Annotated in this window: 11 protein-coding genes and 2 pseudogenes; 6 read left to right on the top strand and 7 right to left on the bottom strand. The window is 69.0% G+C overall.

Annotated elements, in window-relative coordinates; all coding sequences use genetic code 11:
• Positions 1-800: pseudogene (locus Q2100_RS21815) on the top strand (hypothetical protein); the annotation flags it as partial.
• On the opposite strand, the gene Q2100_RS21810 reads toward Q2100_RS21815, so the two are convergent.
• On the bottom strand, positions 775-2,043 hold the full coding sequence (locus tag Q2100_RS21810) for a glycosyltransferase (protein WP_302915738.1): 1,269 nt from the start codon (positions 2,041-2,043) through the stop codon (positions 775-777). The pseudogene Q2100_RS21815 and the gene Q2100_RS21810 sit on opposite strands and share 26 nt — an antisense overlap.
• 132 nt (positions 2,044-2,175) lie before the next feature.
• On the opposite strand from Q2100_RS21810, the gene Q2100_RS21805 reads away from it, so the two are divergent.
• Complete coding sequence (locus tag Q2100_RS21805; protein ID WP_302915737.1) at positions 2,176-5,349, top strand: MMPL/RND family transporter; 3,174 nt, start codon at positions 2,176-2,178, stop codon at positions 5,347-5,349.
• On the opposite strand, the gene Q2100_RS21800 is transcribed toward Q2100_RS21805, so the two are convergent.
• Genes Q2100_RS21800 through Q2100_RS21785 form a run of 4 tightly spaced genes read right to left on the bottom strand, consistent with a single transcriptional unit; the run spans position 5,346 to position 9,550 of the window.
• Complete coding sequence (locus Q2100_RS21800) at positions 5,346-6,149, bottom strand: ABC transporter permease (RefSeq protein ID WP_302915736.1); 804 nt, start codon at positions 6,147-6,149, stop codon at positions 5,346-5,348. The two genes, Q2100_RS21805 and Q2100_RS21800, sit on opposite strands and share 4 nt — an antisense overlap.
• Entirely contained in the window at positions 6,146-6,886 is a 741-nt protein-coding gene (locus Q2100_RS21795; RefSeq protein WP_302915735.1) for an ABC transporter permease, read from the bottom strand. Before Q2100_RS21795 ends, Q2100_RS21800 begins: the two co-directional genes overlap by 4 nt.
• Positions 6,883-7,812, bottom strand: a complete 930-nt coding sequence (locus Q2100_RS21790; protein ID WP_302915734.1) for an efflux ABC transporter ATPase subunit, DrrA-related — start codon at positions 7,810-7,812, stop codon at positions 6,883-6,885. Before Q2100_RS21790 ends, Q2100_RS21795 begins: the two co-directional genes overlap by 4 nt.
• A 7-nt stretch (positions 7,813-7,819) precedes the next feature.
• On the bottom strand, positions 7,820-9,550 hold the full coding sequence (locus Q2100_RS21785; RefSeq protein ID WP_302915733.1) for an AMP-binding protein: 1,731 nt from the start codon (positions 9,548-9,550) through the stop codon (positions 7,820-7,822).
• Between the two features lie 201 nt (positions 9,551-9,751).
• Here Q2100_RS21785 and Q2100_RS21780 point away from each other — a divergent pair, with 201 nt between their 5' ends.
• Positions 9,752-11,389, top strand: a complete 1,638-nt coding sequence (locus Q2100_RS21780; protein WP_302915732.1) for an ABC-F family ATP-binding cassette domain-containing protein — start codon at positions 9,752-9,754, stop codon at positions 11,387-11,389.
• Between the two features lie 104 nt (positions 11,390-11,493).
• Positions 11,494-11,688 (top strand): helix-turn-helix domain-containing protein, encoded by a 195-nt coding sequence (locus tag Q2100_RS21775; protein ID WP_264013849.1) that lies wholly within the window; start codon positions 11,494-11,496, stop codon positions 11,686-11,688.
• Positions 11,689-11,691: 3 nt separating this feature from the next.
• On the opposite strand, the gene Q2100_RS21770 is transcribed toward Q2100_RS21775, so the two are convergent.
• On the bottom strand, positions 11,692-12,255 hold the full coding sequence (locus tag Q2100_RS21770; RefSeq protein ID WP_302915731.1) for a TetR/AcrR family transcriptional regulator: 564 nt from the start codon (positions 12,253-12,255) through the stop codon (positions 11,692-11,694).
• A 35-nt stretch (positions 12,256-12,290) separates the two neighbouring features.
• Entirely contained in the window at positions 12,291-15,134 is a 2,844-nt protein-coding gene (gene acnA / locus Q2100_RS21765; RefSeq protein WP_302915730.1) for an aconitate hydratase AcnA, read from the bottom strand.
• A gap of 207 nt (positions 15,135-15,341) precedes the next feature.
• Between acnA and Q2100_RS21760 the strand changes: the two genes are divergently transcribed.
• The gene (locus tag Q2100_RS21760; protein WP_302915729.1) at positions 15,342-15,935 is read left to right on the top strand and encodes an Rv1476 family membrane protein; all 594 of its coding nucleotides are present in this window, start codon (positions 15,342-15,344) and stop codon (positions 15,933-15,935) included.
• Between the two features lie 230 nt (positions 15,936-16,165).
• A pseudogene (locus tag Q2100_RS21755) lies at positions 16,166-16,826 on the top strand (NlpC/P60 family peptidoglycan endopeptidase RipA); the annotation flags it as partial.

The following is a 16,826-nucleotide window of genomic DNA, read 5'->3' as shown; positions in this document are numbered from 1 at the left end:
AGCTGGGGCCTGCGGGCCGCGCTCTGCTCGCCGGCGCGAAACTGGCCCTGCGGCGCCGCCGCGACAGCCCGCAAGCCGCGGCGTCACCGGCCGGTGAGCATGCGGTGGGCGAGGACACCGTCGTCATCCCGGCGATCTCGGTCTTCGTCGACCTCGCCGACTGGGATCGCGCCGCCGAACGGCTTGGTGGCAACAGTTATTCGATGCTGGCCGGATACGCGGCGGCGCTGGCCGCACGGATCGAGCGCTGCCACGCCGAACACGGGACCGTGGCGCTGCTGATCGCGCTCAGCGACCGCACCGTGCACGACACCCGGGCCAACGCACTGCGATTCGTCCGCGTCGACGTCGATCCGAAGGGGGTCAGCACCGACCTCTCGGCGGCGAGAACGGCGATCCGCGGTGCGCTCGCGACGTTGCGGGAGGTGCCCGACGAGACGTTCGCGCTGCTGCCGCTGACCCCGTTCATCCCGAAACGGGCGGTGCGGGGGATGAGCACCGCGGTTTTCGGTGGCCTGCCGGTGTCGTGCTCGAACGTCGGCGACCTGGATCCGGCGGTGTCGCGCGTCGACGGCACCGACGCCGAGTACTTCCTGTTGCGGCCGGTGGACCAGAATCTCCGCAGGGCCGAGATCGAGCGCGCCGGCGGTCATCTCGTGGTCGTTGCGGGCCGGATAGGCGGCCGGATGAGCATCGGCGTGGTCGCCTACCAGCCCGGGGCGGTCAACACCAAGGCCCGGCTCTCGGCACTGGCCACCGAGGTGCTCGGTGAGTTCAGGCTCGCCGGGGTGGTCGTCTGACCGGTGTGTCACGGCGATCCGCGGCCGCCTCGAGGAGATCGGCTGCCGTGGCGACGCTCTGAGCCGGCGTGGTCATCCGGGCCGCGAAGTCACGGGCGTTGGCCGCGTGGCGAGGCGCCAGCGTGGCGCGCAGACCGTCGCGCAACGAGTCCGTGGTGACCTTCGAGAAGCGCTGAGCCGTACCGACTCCCAGGCGTTTCACCTGTGCCGCCCAGATCGGCTGCTCGGCCCCGATCCACAGGATCATCGTCGGCGCACCGGCGCGCAGGCCTGCCGCCGTCGTGCCGGCACCACCGTGATGGACGACGGCGCGGCACTTCGGGAACACGGCTGCGTGCTTGACCGTCGGCACCACCTTGACGTGATCGGCAGTTGCGGCGCGCAGATCCCAGACCCCCGAGCACACCAGCGCGCGCTCACCGAGGTCGGCACACACCCGGGTGATCGTGGCCAGCGCATCCGCCGGCGATTCGACCGGCATGCTGCCGAAACCGAAGTAGATCGGCGGCGTCCCGGCGTCGATCCACGACGATGTGGCGGCGTCCACATCGGTTCCGAGTTCCAGTGTCAGTCCGCCGATCACCGGGCGGATCCCGGCCCAGTCCTCGGCCAGGCCGGGGAAGAACAGCGGGTCGTAGGCCTGGATCTCGACCGCGCCGCGCTCGATGATCCTGCGGATCGGGCGCACCCGGGTCGCAGGCAGGCCGAGGGCCCGGCGCTGGGCGTCCTCGGCGGGTTTCACCAGCCGCCAGTGCAGCGACTCCGCGGCCGGCCACACGGCATGCACCAGCCGGCCGGGCAACCGGACCGGAATGATCTGGGTGTTCGCCCGGAAAGGGAAGTAGTGCAACGCCGCAAGGGGGATGCCGAGGTGTTCCGCGACGTTCGCGGCCACATCCTCGTAGGTGGTTCCGGTCAGCAGGAGATCGGCGTCATGCGCCAAATCGACCAGGGCATTGCTCATTTCGGACCAGCCCTCGGACATGTACTCCCTGAGCTGGCGCAGCGCCGTCAGCGGGTTGCGCAGACCCCATGATTCGCGGAAGATCTCGGCCTCGAGTTGTTGCTGTGAGTCCACACCGTAGGGCACCGCAACGTCGAGTCCGGTTGCTGCGACGAACCCTACGAGGTTGGGCGGCACCGCGATTCGCACCTGATGTCCCCGGCGTTGCAGTTCGAGTGCGACGGCCGCGCAGGGCTCCACGTCGCCACGGGTCCCGTGGACCGCGATTGCGAATCTCATCGGGCTGCGCGCGACTCCCGTTCAACGAGCACAGCCGATTACATCACGCGATCCACCGCGGTGGGCGGTCAGGCCGGACCCGAAAGCCACCGGGGCGCACCGGTCGCAGCCCGTCCCATGTAGCGTTGTGAAATGTTCTTGCGCGCCCCTTCTCGAGGCGTGTTCGAACACGGCGGCCTGCCCGCCCTCGGCCGGTTGATCGTGCGTCATCCGGTGCTGGTGATCGTCGCGTGGGTCGCGACCGCGGTGGTGCTCCTGCTCACCGTGACACCGCTGGCCGTCGTCGCGCAGAAGAACCCGCCGCCCTTCCTGCCGGAACAGTCTCCGGTCCTCATCGCCGGCGAGAAGATGCAGGAGGCCTTCGGCGAGGCCGGGTCGGGCAACGTCGCCGTGGTGGTGCTGAGCAACGAGAACGGCCTGACGCAGGCCGACGAGGCCGTGTACGCCGACCTCGTCGCGAAGCTCAAGGCGGACACCACCTGGGTCGAGTCCACGCAGGACTTCCTGGAGACGCCCGAACTGCGCCAGGTGATGACCAGCGAGGACGGCAAGGCCTGGAATCTGCCGATCAGCCTGTCCGGCACGATGGGCACCCCGTCCGGTCAGGAGGCCTACCGCGAGGTCATCGCGCTCGTCAAGGAGACGACCGCCGGGACCACCCTGACCGCGAACGTCGTCGGGGCCGCCGCGACGCTCGACGACATCAACGCGATCGGCGCGCGTGACCAGGTGGTCATCGAGATCTCGACGGTGGTCACCATCCTGATCATCCTGACGCTGGTGTATCGCAACCTGGTGGCGATGCTGATGCCGGTGCTCACCATCGGCGTCTCGCTGGTGGTGGCCCAGCAGGTGGTCGCCGCGCTCGGCGAGGTGGGGCTGGGGCTCGGCCCGCAGACCCTGGTGCTGATGACCGGGATGATCATGGGCGCGGGCATCGACTACGCGGTGTTCCTGTTCAGCCGGTACCAGGAGCTGGTCAGGTCGGGCATGGAGTCCGACGACGCGCTGGTCGAGGCGCTCCGGTCGATCGGCGAGGTGATCGCCGGTTCGGCCGGGACGGTCGCGCTGACCTTCCTCGCACTCTCCTTCGCTACGCTCGGTGTCTTCTGGACCGTGGGACCGGCGCTGGCCGTCACCATCGCGATCGGGTTCCTGGCGTCGATCACGCTGTTGCCCGCGCAGATCGTGCTCGCCGGCAGGCGGGGCTGGGTCAAGCCGCGGCGCGATGACCGCACCCGGCGGTTCTGGCGGCGGACCGGGGTGCAGATCGTCCGCAAGCCGGTCATCCACCTGACTGCCAGCCTGGCGGTGCTGATGGTGTTCGCCGGGTGCACGGCCTTCGCCAAGTTCAACTTCGACGACCGGCAGAGCCTGCCCGCCGACGCCGAGAGCAACCTCGGATACGAGGCGATGACCAAGCACTTCCCGATCAGCACGACGCTGCAGCAGTTCATCCTCATCCGGTCGCCCGACCAGGACCTGCGAACCCCGCAGGCGCTGGCCGACATGGAACAGATGGCCGCACGGATCGCCCAGCTCCCGGACATCGACATGGTGCGGGGCATCACCCGACCGTCGGGCGAGATGCTCGAACAGGCACGTGCCACCTACCAGGCCGGGGAGGTCGGCGGGAAGCTCCGCGAGGCCTCCACCACGATCACCGACAACGACGGCAACCTCACCACCCTCACCGACGGCGCCGATCAGCTGGCCGACGTCCTCGACCAGATGCGCAACGGCGTCGTCGGCGCGCTGGGCAGCATCCGCGGACTCGCCGGCGCGCTGGACGAGATGGGCAGCACCGAGGGCGGCGGCAGCACACTCGACGAGATCGACAAGGCGGCCACGCTCGTGGGCAGCATGCAGGGCCTCGGGGACTCGCTGCGCGACAGCGTCACCCGGACGAACGACCTCTACGCCTGGGCGACGCCCGTGGTGAACGGCCTGAACCGGAGCATCGCGTGCAACGTCGATCCCGCGTGCGTCGCCGCCCGCAACGACCTGCGGCGCATCGTCGACGCGCGCAACGACGCCGCGCTCGACAGCCTCGACGCGCTCAGCACGCAGCTGGAGTCCACCAGCGGGACCGACACCGTCGACGAGACGCTGAAGGGCCTCAGCGAGAACCTGACCCGTGCCACCCAGGCCGCCCGGGAACTCGGCCTCGGCGAACCGGGGGAGGCGGAGACGCGGCTCAACGACCTGCTGAACGGCGCGAACACCCTTGCCGACTCGAGCCGCAGACTCGCCGACGGCGTGCGGCTGCTGGTCGACCAGACCCGCCAGATGGGCGGGGGACTGGACCAGGCGTCGTCGTTCCTGCTGGCGATGCGCAGCGACGCGGCGGAACCGCCGATGTCGGGTTTCTACATCCCGCCGGAGGTACTCACCCAGGCCGAGTTCGAGAAGGCCGCCAAGCTCTTCGTCTCCGAGGACGGCCGGACGGCGCGCTATCTGGTGCAGACCGCACTGAACCCGTTCGGAACCGAGGCGATGGACCAGGTGGCGGAGATCCTCGCCGCGGCCGAGAGCGCACGCCCGAACACGACGCTGGCCGGGGCCGACATCGAGATGGTGGGGTTCTCTCCGGTCAACCGCGACGTGCAGCACTACTACAACGGCGATTTCCGCTTCATCGTGGTCGTCACACTGGTCGTGGTCTTCCTCATCCTCGCGCTGCTGCTGCGGGCGATCGTGGCGCCGATCTACCTGGTGGCCACGGTGATCCTGTCCTACGCCTCCGCGCTCGGCATCGGCGTCGTGCTGTTCCAGTTCATCCTCGGCCAGGAATTGCACTGGAGCATCCCGGGTCTGGCGTTCCTGGTGCTCGTCGCGGTGGGCGCCGACTACAACCTGTTGCTGATATCGCGGATCCGTGACGAGTCGTGGCGCGGGGTGCGCTCAGGGGTGATCCGCACCGTCGGCGCGACCGGCGGCGTCATCACCTCTGCCGGCCTGATCTTCGCCGCATCGATGCTGGCTCTGACCGTCAGCAGCATCACCACGATCGTCCAGATGGGCTTCGTGATCGGCGTCGGACTGCTGCTCGACACGTTCGTGGTGCGCACCGTCACCGTTCCCGCGCTGTGTGTGCTGGTGGGCAACGCGAACTGGTGGCCCTCCAAGCGGCCCACCGAGAAGCCGCACGAGATATCACGCAGACCGCCACCGAAGAAGCGTCCGACAGCGACCCCGGCTCGACCGGATCCGGCCGGCGAGCACGACGACTGTGGCGACTGCGAATTCGCGGTCGCCGCCCAGGCGGCCGACCGGGTGGCCGAAGCCTGGACCGGCAGGCCCTAAGCCGGTCCGCCGGACTCCGCGGCCGCGCGGTAGCGCCGGACCGCCAGCGGACCGAACACCGCCAGGAGCACGACGAGCCAGGCAACGGCCGCGAGGAACGAGGCGCCGGCAGGCTCGCCCTCGGCCAGCGCGCGCATCGACTCCACGACCGGGGTCAGCGGCTGCACCCGCAGCGCGGGCTGCAACCACTCGGGGAACAACTCGATGGGCGCCACGCCGCCGGTGCAGAACGCCATGCCGATGGACGCCGCACCGAGCAGGGTGAGCAGTGCGGTGCTGCGGGACCGCACCGCGACGGCGATCACCACGGTGGCGAAGACGGCGACCACGAGCACCGGGATGAGCAGGAACGGGACCACCGCCAGCCAGCTGCCCTGGAACCGCAGCCCGAGCAGGAGCCCGACCAGCAGGATGATGCTGCCCGCACCGAGGGTCCGGACGGCCTCGGCGAGGACGCTGCCCGCCACGAAGCTGCGCCTGTCGACCGGCAGCACCCAGAAGCGGCTCAGCAGGCCGCTGTCCCGTTCGTACGGCAGCTGCAGACCCGCCCCGACCGCGCCCATCATGGCGCCGGCCACGGTGCACATCGGCACCAGGGCGGTCAGGTTGTCGCCACCGGTCAGGCGCACCATCGACGTGCTGACCACCAGGTAGTAGATGAGCAACAACACGGTGGGCAGCAGCAGAGACTGCAGCGGGACCATCGGGTGGCGCCGCCAGTGCGTCAGCACGCGGCCGGCGACGATCACCGTCGCCATCGGGAACGAGGTGCGGTGGCCGGTGGCCGCCGGACTGCTCATCGCGGCCGCCGCTGCATGCGCACCGCGACGGCGCCGAGTGTCACCAGCAGGCCGAGGCACCACGCCGTGGTGAGCGCCAGACCGCCTGTGCCGACGCTGCCGCCGGCCAGGCCGCGCATGGTGTCGGTGATCTGGGATACGGGCTGGTGCGCCACGAACGGCCGCACCCAGCCGGGGAACGACTCGGCGGGCGCCAGACCCGTGGACACCAGCACCAGCACGAGCTGCGGCACCAGCAGCAGCTGACCGGCTCCCGGGCGGCGCATCCACGTCCCGGCCGCATCGGCGCCCAGCGACAGCGCCAGCGTCAGCACCAGAGGGCACAGCAGGAACGCGACCGCCGGGCCGGGACCGCCGGTGAACCGGAAGCCCAGCGCGAACGCGGTTGCCATCGCCGCGGCGAGCGCCAGCACACCGCGGATCATGCAGTAGTTGATCCTGGCGATCATCGGGGCCAGCACGGTGATCGGCTGGGTGCGGAGCCGGGTCGAGAACCCCGATGCCTGTTCCCAGGCGGCCCGGTCGGCGGTGGTGACGGCGCCGAGGAGCATGGCCTGCAGGATGACGGCGGGCAGCACGTAGGTGGCGTAACTCATGTCGCCGGTGTCGATGACGTGCTGCAGCGCCACGTTGAGTCCCAGCAGCGTCACCACCGGCGCGAGAACACCCAGCGCCAGGTCGAAGTCGCGAACCGCGACCTGGACGGTCCGCTCGGTCAGCGCGGCGATCGCCGTCATCGGCTCAGCGCGGCCCGGGTCATGTGCAGGAACACCTCGTCGAGCGTCGGCTTGCGCAGGGAGATGTCGATCAGCTCCACGCCCAGTTCGTCGGTGCGGCGGCACACCTCGCTCAACGTCGCGACGCCGCCGAGCGCGCGGACCGAGACGGTGTTGGCGTCCTCGTCGGTGTCGATCTCGTCGATGTCGCCCAGCACGGCGCACACGCGTGCCATGTCGGCGGCGTGCACGAGGGTGACCTGGCAGTAGCTGCCACCGGCCCGCTGCTTCAACTCCTCGGCGGTGCCGCGGGCGACCACCCGCCCCGAGTCGAGGATCACGATGGCGTCACTGAGCACGTCGGCCTCTTCGAGGTACTGCGTGGTCAGCAGCACCGTGACGTCCTGCGCGGCCAGCGACGACACCAGCGCCCACACCTGCCTGCGGCTGCGCGGGTCGAGCCCGGTGGTGGGTTCGTCGAGGAAGAGCACCTTCGGCGGCACCACCAGCGCGGCGGCGATGTCGATGCGGCGGCGCATCCCGCCCGAATAGGTCTGCACGGGACGGTCGGCCGCCGACTCGAGGTCGAACTGGTCGATGAGTTCGTCGGCCCGCAGCAGCGCGGCCCTGCGCCGCAGCCCCTGCAGCCGGCCGAACAGGGTGAGATTCTCCCGCCCGGTCAGCAGCAGATCGAGGCAGGCGTCCTGGCCGGTCACACCGATGCTCTCGCGCACCTGAGCGGCCTGCTCGACGACGTCGTAGCCGGCCACCCGCGCGTGCCCCGATGTCGGCGAGACCAACGTCGACAGGATCTGGACGGTCGTCGTCTTGCCGGCACCGTTGTGGCCGAGCAGCGCCAGCACCGAACCGGTCGGCACCGAGAAGCTGACGTCCCTCAGTGCGGTCAAGCCGGGATAGGTCTTGGTCAGGCCGCTGCACTCGATCATCGGGTGCTCAGCCTCCGATGCGGGCCAGGCCGGCGCCGAGGTACTGCTCGGCACACTTCTGCCTGCGGATCTTGCCGCTGGTCGTGGTCGGCAGCGAGCCCCGCGACACCGGCACCAGGTCGGCGACGGTGAGGCCGTGGGTGTTCGCGACGGCGGCGGTGACCTCGTTCACCACCGAATCGAGCCGCTGTTGCGCCTCGGCGGCGCCGCCGGGGTCCTTCACCTCCGCCACGATCACCAGCTGCTCGGTCCCGTTCTGCTCCACCGCGATCGCCGCCACCCGGCCACCCGAGACGGCGCTCACGGTGGCTTCGATGTCATCGGGGTAGTGGTTGCGCCCGCGCACGATCAGCAGGTCCTTGAGGCGGCCGACGATGAACAGTTCGCCTTCGGAGATGAAGCCCAGGTCGCCGGTGCGCAGCCACCCCTCGGCCGGCGTGCCCGCGCTCGGCTGCTCGATCCGGCCGCCGAAGGTGTGTGCGGTCGCGTCGGGCTTGTTCCAGTAGCCCAGGCAGACGTTCTCGCCGCGCGTCCAGATCTCGCCGACGGCGCCCTCTTCGCACTCGCGTGCGGACTCCGGATCGACGATGCGCACCGCCGGCGAGTCGGGGGTGCCGTAACTGATCAGGCGGGTGCCGGCCGAGCTGCGTTCGGCGATGCCGTCGGACAGCTTGTCGGCGTCGAACGCGACGACGGTCGGCGGAGCGCCCGGGGCGTCGGTCGCCACGTACAGCGTCGCCTCGGCCAGGCCGTAGGACGGCCGGATCACGTTGTCCGGCAACCCGTGCTGGGCGAACCGCCGGGTGAACCGGTCGACCGTGGCGGGGTGGACCCGTTCGGCCCCACTCATGATGGCCAGCACGTCTGCCAGGTCGGCGCCGGCGAGGTCGGCGTCGGTGGTGCGGGCGGCGGCCAGGTCGAAGGCGAAGTTCGGGGCGGCGCTGAGCGCGCGCCGGTGGCTGCCGAGCTGCTGCATCCAGCGGGCGGGCCGGGTGAGGAACGCGACGGGGCTGGTGAACACGGTCTCCCAGCCGCCGAGGATGGGTGTGCAGATGCCGAGCAGCAGGCCCATGTCGTGATAGAAGGGCAGCCACGACACGACGGTGGTGCCCGCCGGTGCGACCCCGCCGTGGTGGGCGAAGAAGTACGTGGTCATCTGCTCGAAGTTGGTGGACAGATTGCCGTGCGACACGATCACACCTGCGGGGGTGCGGGTCGAGCCCGAGGTGTACTGCAGGTACGCCACCTCCGGACGAGCCTCGCGGCGACGATCCGGGCGCCGCCTGGCGTCCAGGTCGATGGTGTCCAGCTCGATGATCGTCGGCTCCGGGCCGTCGATGTCCTTCAAGCACTGCCGGACCCCGTCGACGGCGGTCGAGGTCGTCAGGATGATCCGGGGTCGCGCGTCGGCGAGGACGGCCTTCACGCGTTCGTCGCCTGCGGCCGAGGGGATCGGCGGCGACAGCGGGACCGCGATCAGGTTCGCCTCGAGCGCGGCGAGGAAGCCGGTCACGTACTCCATGCCCTGCGGGGCGGTGATCACCACACGGTCGCCGACCTCCGCGCAGGCCCGGAGCTGGTCGGCGAGGTTGACCGTCCGGCGATGGAGTCCCGCCCAGGTCACGCTGTCCGGAACGCCTTCAGGGTCCTTGTCGAAGTCCAGATAGGTGAAGGCGACGTCGTGGGGTTGCAGGCTCGCGCGCTCCCTCAGGACAGCAGGGATGGACGACTCGATCACATGTTCCCCCTCCGTGAACGCGCTCGAAATATTCGCGTTTGCAAAGTTTAGGCTAGGTTCTGCGCCCGCCGACCGCGTCCCTCGGGCGGTGTGACGCGGGCAAACGGTTGGCGTCCCCGGCGCGCCTGCGACTACCCTTGACGGGCTCACGATGATTCGTGTGCACCCCGCCATGTCAGTGAACCCCGCTTAGGAGCAGCCGTGATCACCGCAACGGACCTCGAGGTCCGCGCCGGGGCGCGCACCCTGCTCTCCATCGAAGGATCCGCGCTGCGGATCCAGCCCGGCGACCGGATCGGCCTGGTCGGCCGCAACGGCGCAGGCAAGACCACCACCATGCGCATCCTGGCCGGGGAGGGCGAGCCGTACGCCGGCTCCGTCGTCCGCAGCGGCGAGGTCGGCTACCTGCCCCAGGATCCGCGCGAGGGCGACCTCGACATGCTGGCGCGCGACCGGGTGCTCTCGGCGCGCGGACTGGACACCTTGCTGTCCGAGCTGGAGAAGCAACAGGTCCTGATGGCCGAGGTCGCCGACGACGCCACCCGGGACAAGGCGGTACGCCGCTACGGCGTGCTCGAAGAGCGGTTCGCCGCGCTGGGCGGCTACGCCGCCGAGAGCGAGGCGGGCCGGATCTGCGCCAGCCTCGGTCTGCCCGAGCGCATTCTGACCCAACCGCTGCGGACGCTGTCCGGCGGCCAGCGCCGTCGCGTGGAACTGGCCCGCATCCTGTTCGCCGCGTCGGAAGGCGGATCGGGTGCTGGAGGTTCAGGCACCACTCTCTTACTCGACGAGCCGACCAACCACCTCGACGCCGACTCGATCGGCTGGTTGCGCAGCTTCCTGCAGAACCATGCCGGCGGGCTGGTGGTGATCAGCCACGACGTGGACCTGCTGGCCGACGTCGTCAACCGGGTGTGGTTCCTCGACGCCGTACGCGGCGAGGCGGACGTCTACAACATGGGCTGGCAGAAGTACCTCGACGCCCGCGCGACCGACGAGCAACGCCGGCGCCGAGAACGGGCGAACGCCGAGAAGAAGGCGTCCGCGCTGCGCACCCAGGCCGCCAAGATGGGCGCCAAGGCCACCAAAGCCGTTGCCGCACAGAACATGCTGCGACGCGCCGAGCGGATGATCGCCGAGCTCGACGACGAGCGGGTGGCCGACAAGGTCGCCAAGATCCGGTTCCCCACACCTGCGGTCTGCGGCCGGACGCCGTTGGTGGCCAAGGGTCTCACCAAGACCTACGGCTCGTTGGAGATCTTCACCGGTGTCGACCTGGCGATCGACAAGGGCTCGCGCGTCGTCGTACTCGGACTCAACGGTGCGGGCAAGACGACACTGCTGCGGATCCTGGCCGGGGTGGAGAAGGCCGACGCCGGCGCCATCGAACCCGGTCACGGTCTGCGGATGGGGTACTTCGCGCAGGAGCACGACACCATCGACGGCAACGCCACGGTGTGGGAGAACATCCGCCACGCCGCACCCGACACCGGCGAGCAGGATCTGCGCAGCCTGCTCGGGGCGTTCATGTTCACCGGTCCGCAGCTCGATCAGTTCGCGGGCACCCTGTCCGGGGGTGAGAAGACCCGCCTGGCGCTGGCCGGGTTGGTGGCGTCGACGGCCAACGTGCTGCTGCTCGACGAGCCGACCAACAACCTCGATCCGGCGTCTCGAGAGCAGGTCCTCGACGCGCTGCGCAGCTACCAGGGTGCCGTCGTCCTCGTCACCCACGATCCGGGAGCGGCCGAAGCGCTCGACCCGCAGCGGGTGGTGCTGCTGCCCGACGGCACCGAGGACTTCTGGTCCGACGAGTACCGCGACCTCATCGAACTGGCGTAGCCAGAAAGCGAACCCTTTGTGGAATTCGCCCCGCCGCTTGGTTGACAGTTCCTAACCTGGGTACTCGTCGGGACAGTCGGGGCAAACACGGCGGGGAGATGTCGATGAAAGATGCCAACAAGTCCCGGGAGCAGTTGCTGACGGAACTTCGCAGGGCTTACGAGAGCGGAGCGAGCATTCGCTCTCTGGTGGCCACCACGGGCCGGTCCTACGGGTCGGTGCACAGCATGCTGCGCGAGGCGGGGGTCACCATGCGCAGCAGGGGCGGTCCGAATCACCGGACCCGCCGCGCCAGCTGACCGTCACTGCTGGCGGACCGACGCCTCGACGAGGTCGAGTACCGCACTGAGTTTCTGCGGGTCGTCACCGGAGGCGAGACGCGCGACGATGCCGTCGAGCACCAGATCCAGGTACATGTGCAGCACCTCGCTGGGAACGTCGTCGCGCAACCGGCCGGCCTGCTTCTGACGGCGCAGTCGGGCGGTGATCGCGGTCGTCAACTCGGCGGACCGTTCCGACCAGCCGCGGTGGAACGCCGGATCGTTGCGGAGTTTGCGGGCGATCTCCAGCCGGGTGGCCAGCCAGTCGAACTGTTCGGGTGCCGCCAGCAAGTCGCGCATCACCTGGATGAGGCCCTCGCGCGACGCCACCTCAGCCATCCGTTCGGCGTCCTCACGGGCCAGTTCGAAGAACAGCGTGTCCTTGTCCCGGAAGTGATGGAAGATCGCGCCGCGCGACAGCCCGATGGTCTGTTCGAGCCGCCGCACGGTCGCGTTCTCGTATCCGTTCTCGGCGAAGCAGCGTCGTGCGCCGTCGAGGATCTGGCGGCGGCGGGCCGCCAGATGGTCGTCGGTTACCCGCGGCAAGGGTCAACTCCTCGTGCAGCGCTCGCCGGCACGTGCTACTTGGACCGGAGCATGTTGCGCAGCACGTACTGCAGGATGCCGCCGTTGCGGTAGTAGTCCGCCTCCCCGGGGGTGTCGATGCGGACCACGGCGTCGAACTCGATCGGGTCGCCGCCGTCCTTGCTGGCCTTGACGTGCACGGTCTTGGGCGTCTTGCCCTCGTTGAGGTCCTCGATCCCGGTGATGTCGAAGGTCTCGGTGCCGTCCAGCTTGAGCGACGCCGCCGATTCGCCCTCCGGGAACTGCAGCGGGATCACGCCCATGCCGATCAGGTTCGACCGGTGGATCCGCTCGAAGGACTCGACGATCACCGCGCGCACCCCGAGCAGCGAGGTGCCCTTGGCCGCCCAGTCCCGCGACGACCCGGACCCGTACTCCTTGCCGCCCAGCACGACCAGGGGTGTGCCCTGCTCCGCGTAGTTCTGCGCGGCGTCGTAGATGAACGCCTGCGGCGCGTCATCCTGGGTGAAATCGCGGGTGTAGCCGCCGGATACGTCGTCGAGCAACTGATTCTTCAGCCGGATGTTGGCGAAGGTGCCGCGGATCATCACCTCGTGATTGCCGCGGCGCGACCCGTAGGAGTTGTAGTCCTTCTTGTCCACGCCGTGTTCGTCGAGGTACTGCGCCGCAGGGGTGCCGGGCTTGATGCTGCCCGCCGGCGAGATGTGGTCGGTGGTCACCGAGTCACCCAGCAGCGCGAGGACACGGGCGCCGCTGATGTCGGTGACCGGCTCGGGCTCGGCGGGCATCCCGTCGAAGTACGGAGGCTTGCGCACGTACGTCGAATCCTGGTCCCAGTCGAACGTGTCGCCGCTGGGGGTGGGCAGGTTGCGCCACCGCTCGTCGCCCTTGAACACGTCGGCGTAGTTCTTGACGAACATCTCGGTGTTGATCGCCGAGGCGATGGTGTCGCTGATGTCCTCCTGCGTCGGCCAGATGTCCTTGAGGAACACGTCGTTGCCGTCGTTGTCCTGTCCCAGCGGATCGGACTCGAAGTCGAAGTCCATGGTGCCGGCCAGCGCGTAGGAGATGACCAGCGGCGGGGAGGCCAGGTAGTTCATCTTCACGTCTGGGTTGATCCGGCCCTCGAAGTTGCGGTTGCCGGACAGCACGGCGGTGACCGACAGGTCGGCCTCGTTGATCGCCTTGCTGACGTCCTCCGGCAGCGGGCCCGAGTTGCCGATGCAGGTGGTGCACCCGTACCCGACCAGGTAGAAGCCGAGCTTCTCCAGGTAGGGCCACAGCCCGGCCTTGTCGTAGTAGTCGGTGACCACCTGCGAACCCGGCGCCATCGTGGTCTTCACCCACGGTTTGGTTGTCAGGCCCTTCTCGACGGCGTTCTTGGCCAGCAGCGCCGCGCCGATCATCACCTCAGGGTTGGAGGTGTTGGTGCAGGACGTGATCGCCGCGATCACCACCGCGCCGTGGTCGATGATGCAGTTGCCGACTTCGGCGGACTCGATCTTCACCGGCTTGCTCGGCCTGCCCTCGGCGCCGTTGGCGGCGGAGACCACGTCGACTGAAGTCTCGTCGGCGAACGACAGCGACACGGGGTCGCTGCCGGGGAACGTCTCCTCGACCGCCTCGTCGACGTTGGAGTGCGCGGCGGAGTTGCCGTTCTCCACGTAGTTGTGGATGTCCTTGCGGAACGCCGACTTCGCGTCGTCGAGGGCGATGCGGTCCTGCGGGCGCTTCGGCCCGGCGATCGAGGGCACCACGTCGGCCAGGTCGAGCTCCAGGTACTCGGAGAAATTCGGCTCGCGCGACGGGTCGTGCCACATGCCCTGCTCTTTGGCGTACGCCTCGACCAGCGCCAGCTTCTCCTCGCTGCGACCGGTCATCCGCAGGTAGTCGATGGTCACCTCGTCGATCGGGAAAATCGCTGCGGTGGAACCGAATTCAGGGCTCATATTGCCCAGCGTGGCCCGGTTGGCCAGCGGCACCTCGGCGACGCCCTCGCCGTAGAACTCGACGAACTTGCCGACCACGCCGTGCTTGCGCAGCATCTCGGTGACCGTGAGCACCACGTCGGTGGCCGTCACGCCGGGGCGACGCTCGCCGGACAGCTTGAATCCGACGACGCGGGGGATGAGCATCGACACCGGCTGGCCCAGCATCGCGGCCTCGGCCTCGATGCCGCCCACGCCCCAGCCCAGCACGCCGACGCCGTTCTCCATCGTGGTGTGGCTGTCGGTGCCCACGCAGGTGTCGGGGTAGGCAACGGTGACCGATTCCCCTCCATCTTCGCCCGCCCGATCACGCTCCATGACGACGCTCGCCAGGTACTCGATGTTGACCTGGTGGACGATGCCGGTGCCGGGCGGGACGACCTTGAAGTCGTCGAAGGCGCCCTGTCCCCAGCGCAGGAACTGGTAGCGCTCGCCGTTGCGCTCGTACTCGATCTCCACGTTGCGTTCGAAGGCGTTCGCGGTGCCGAACAGGTCGGCGATCACCGAGTGGTCGATCACCAGGTCGGCCGGTGCCAGCGGGTTGACCTGCTGTGGGTCGCCGCCCAGGTCGCCGACGGCCTCGCGCATGGTGGCCAGGTCGACGATGCAGGGCACGCCGGTGAAATCCTGCATGATCACGCGCGCCGGGGTGAACTGGATCTCGATGCTGGGATCGGCCTCCGGGTCCCACTTGGCGATCGCCTCGATGTGGTCCTTGGTGATGTTGGTGCCGTCCTCGGTGCGCAGCAGGTTCTCCGCGAGCACCTTGAGGCTGTAGGGCAGCTTGTCGGTGCCCTCCACCGCGTCGAGGCGGTAGATCTCGTAGTTTTTGTCCCCGACTGTCAGCGTGTCGCGGGCTCCGAACGAATTCACCGAATCCTTGCTGCTCACTTCAACTCCCGGCTGTCAACGTGCCGCGACGGGCTGTGTCGGCGGCGTTTCGATTCTAACAGTACGCTTGTCCTGCAAAGAACCCAAGGGGGGTGTCACCCAGTCTCGTCGCCCCCGGTGGTGCGTGCCACCGGAACGGATACCCACGCTCGGGGGCGGTGATTCCCGCTCCTGGTTACCGCCGGGACGATCAGTTACCTTCCTCCTGTGACCGGACCGCACGTGCTGCCGTTCCTGCCCGCATTCGTCCCGCGGGAGCTGTGTGACACCGTCGGCGTCGACCCCACCCAGCCCGGCGCCATCGCCACTTGTGTCGACATCGTCCGTACCGACGTGGGCGGCGACGGAGTGAGTGCCCGCGGCGCCTCGCCGGAGCAGGTCGCGGCGCTGCAACAGGTGGTCACCGATGCCCGCGACGACGGCATCGACCTGAAGATCGTCGTCATGGACCGCAACCCCGCGATCGACACCCCGCTGCGCGACGTGGCCACCGAGGTCGGCGAGGCGTATCCGGATTCGACCGTGCTGGTCCTCAGCCCCTCCTACGCCGGCACGTACAGCACGACCTTCGACCGCGCCACCCTCGAGGCCGGCCAGGACCTCGCCAAGACCGGCGACCCGGTGCAGTCGTCCGCCAATTTCGTCAGTCAGTTGGAAACCGGGGATTTCCCCTGGACGGCATTGACCATTGTGCTTGTCGTCGGGGTCCTCGCGGCGACCGTGGCCACTCGGTTGCTGCAGATACGCAGCAAATGCGCTCGTGCCGACAAAACTGCCGAAAGCACTGTCCGGCAAGCCTGATGGCGTTGTCGCGCTAACGGCGGCAAATTACAAACATCACAATTCGGTCACACCTATTTCAATTACAAGCATGTAATTTGTGACTTGAGTTTCTTTAGCGTCCATTGTGACGTACGGTGCCGTTGGTGGCTATTGATGCAGTTGTGCAGGATGTGACTGGTGCGATCAGAGGTACCGCTGTGACCGCATTTCGCCGCGCATCCGTTGATCTCGAGGAGACCTGAGTCGACATGAGACCCTTCTCTCGCGCCTCGGCGTACCGGATCTGCGCACTGCCCCTTGCCACGTCCATGCTGCTCGCCACCGCACTGTGGAGCGGCCCGGTGGCCGCGGCGGACCCCAACGGCGCCGCCGGAGTCGCCGGCCTGGTGTCGGCGGTCGCCAACGCCGACCAGGAACTGCAGGAACTCGGCGCCGCTGTGCAGACCCAACAGGAGAGCGTCAACAAGGCGATCGTCGAGGTCCAGACCGCCCGCGACGCGGCCGCCGCCGCCCAGCGTGACGTCGAGGCCAGCCGCACCGGCATCGAGGACGCCAACATCGCCATCGCCGCCGCCCAGAAGCGCTTCGACACCTTCGCGGCGGCCACCTACGTCAACGGCCCGTCGAGCTCCTATCTGACCGCGTCCGACCCGGCCGACGTCGTCTCCACCGCCGCCACCGGCCAAGCGCTCTCGACCAGTTCGCAGCAGGTCCTCGCGAATCTGCAGCGCGCCCGCACCGAACAGGTGAACAAGGAGTCGGCGGCACGGCTGGCCAAGCAGAAGGCCGACGAGGCCGCGGCCGCCGCGCAGACCAGCCAGGACGCTGCGGTGGCGGCGCTGACGCAGGCGCAGAGCACCTTCGGTTCGCAGCAGGCGGAGCTGACCCGGCTCACCGCCGAGCGGGGTG

The organism is Mycolicibacterium arseniciresistens (genome assembly GCF_030519285.1).
In the GTDB taxonomy this organism is placed as follows: Bacteria; Actinomycetota; Actinomycetes; order Mycobacteriales; family Mycobacteriaceae; genus Mycobacterium; species Mycobacterium arseniciresistens.
The sequence above is the reverse complement of the archived record's forward strand: the minus strand, read 5'-3'. Positions and strand labels throughout refer to the sequence as shown.

Bases quoted from the DNA above. Each gene is read 5' to 3' on its own strand.
- Q2100_RS21810 (WP_302915738.1), bottom strand. From the start codon at position 2,043: ATGAGATTCGCAATCGCGGTCCACGGGACCCGTGGCGACGTGGAGCCC.
- Q2100_RS21805 (WP_302915737.1), top strand. From the start codon at position 2,176: ATGTTCTTGCGCGCCCCTTCTCGAGGCGTGTTCGAACACGGCGGCCTG.
- Q2100_RS21800 (WP_302915736.1), bottom strand. From the start codon at position 6,149: ATGAGCAGTCCGGCGGCCACCGGCCACCGCACCTCGTTCCCGATGGCG.
- Q2100_RS21795 (WP_302915735.1), bottom strand. From the start codon at position 6,886: ATGACGGCGATCGCCGCGCTGACCGAGCGGACCGTCCAGGTCGCGGTT.
- Q2100_RS21790 (WP_302915734.1), bottom strand. From the start codon at position 7,812: ATGATCGAGTGCAGCGGCCTGACCAAGACCTATCCCGGCTTGACCGCA.
- Q2100_RS21775 (WP_264013849.1), top strand. From the start codon at position 11,494: ATGAAAGATGCCAACAAGTCCCGGGAGCAGTTGCTGACGGAACTTCGC.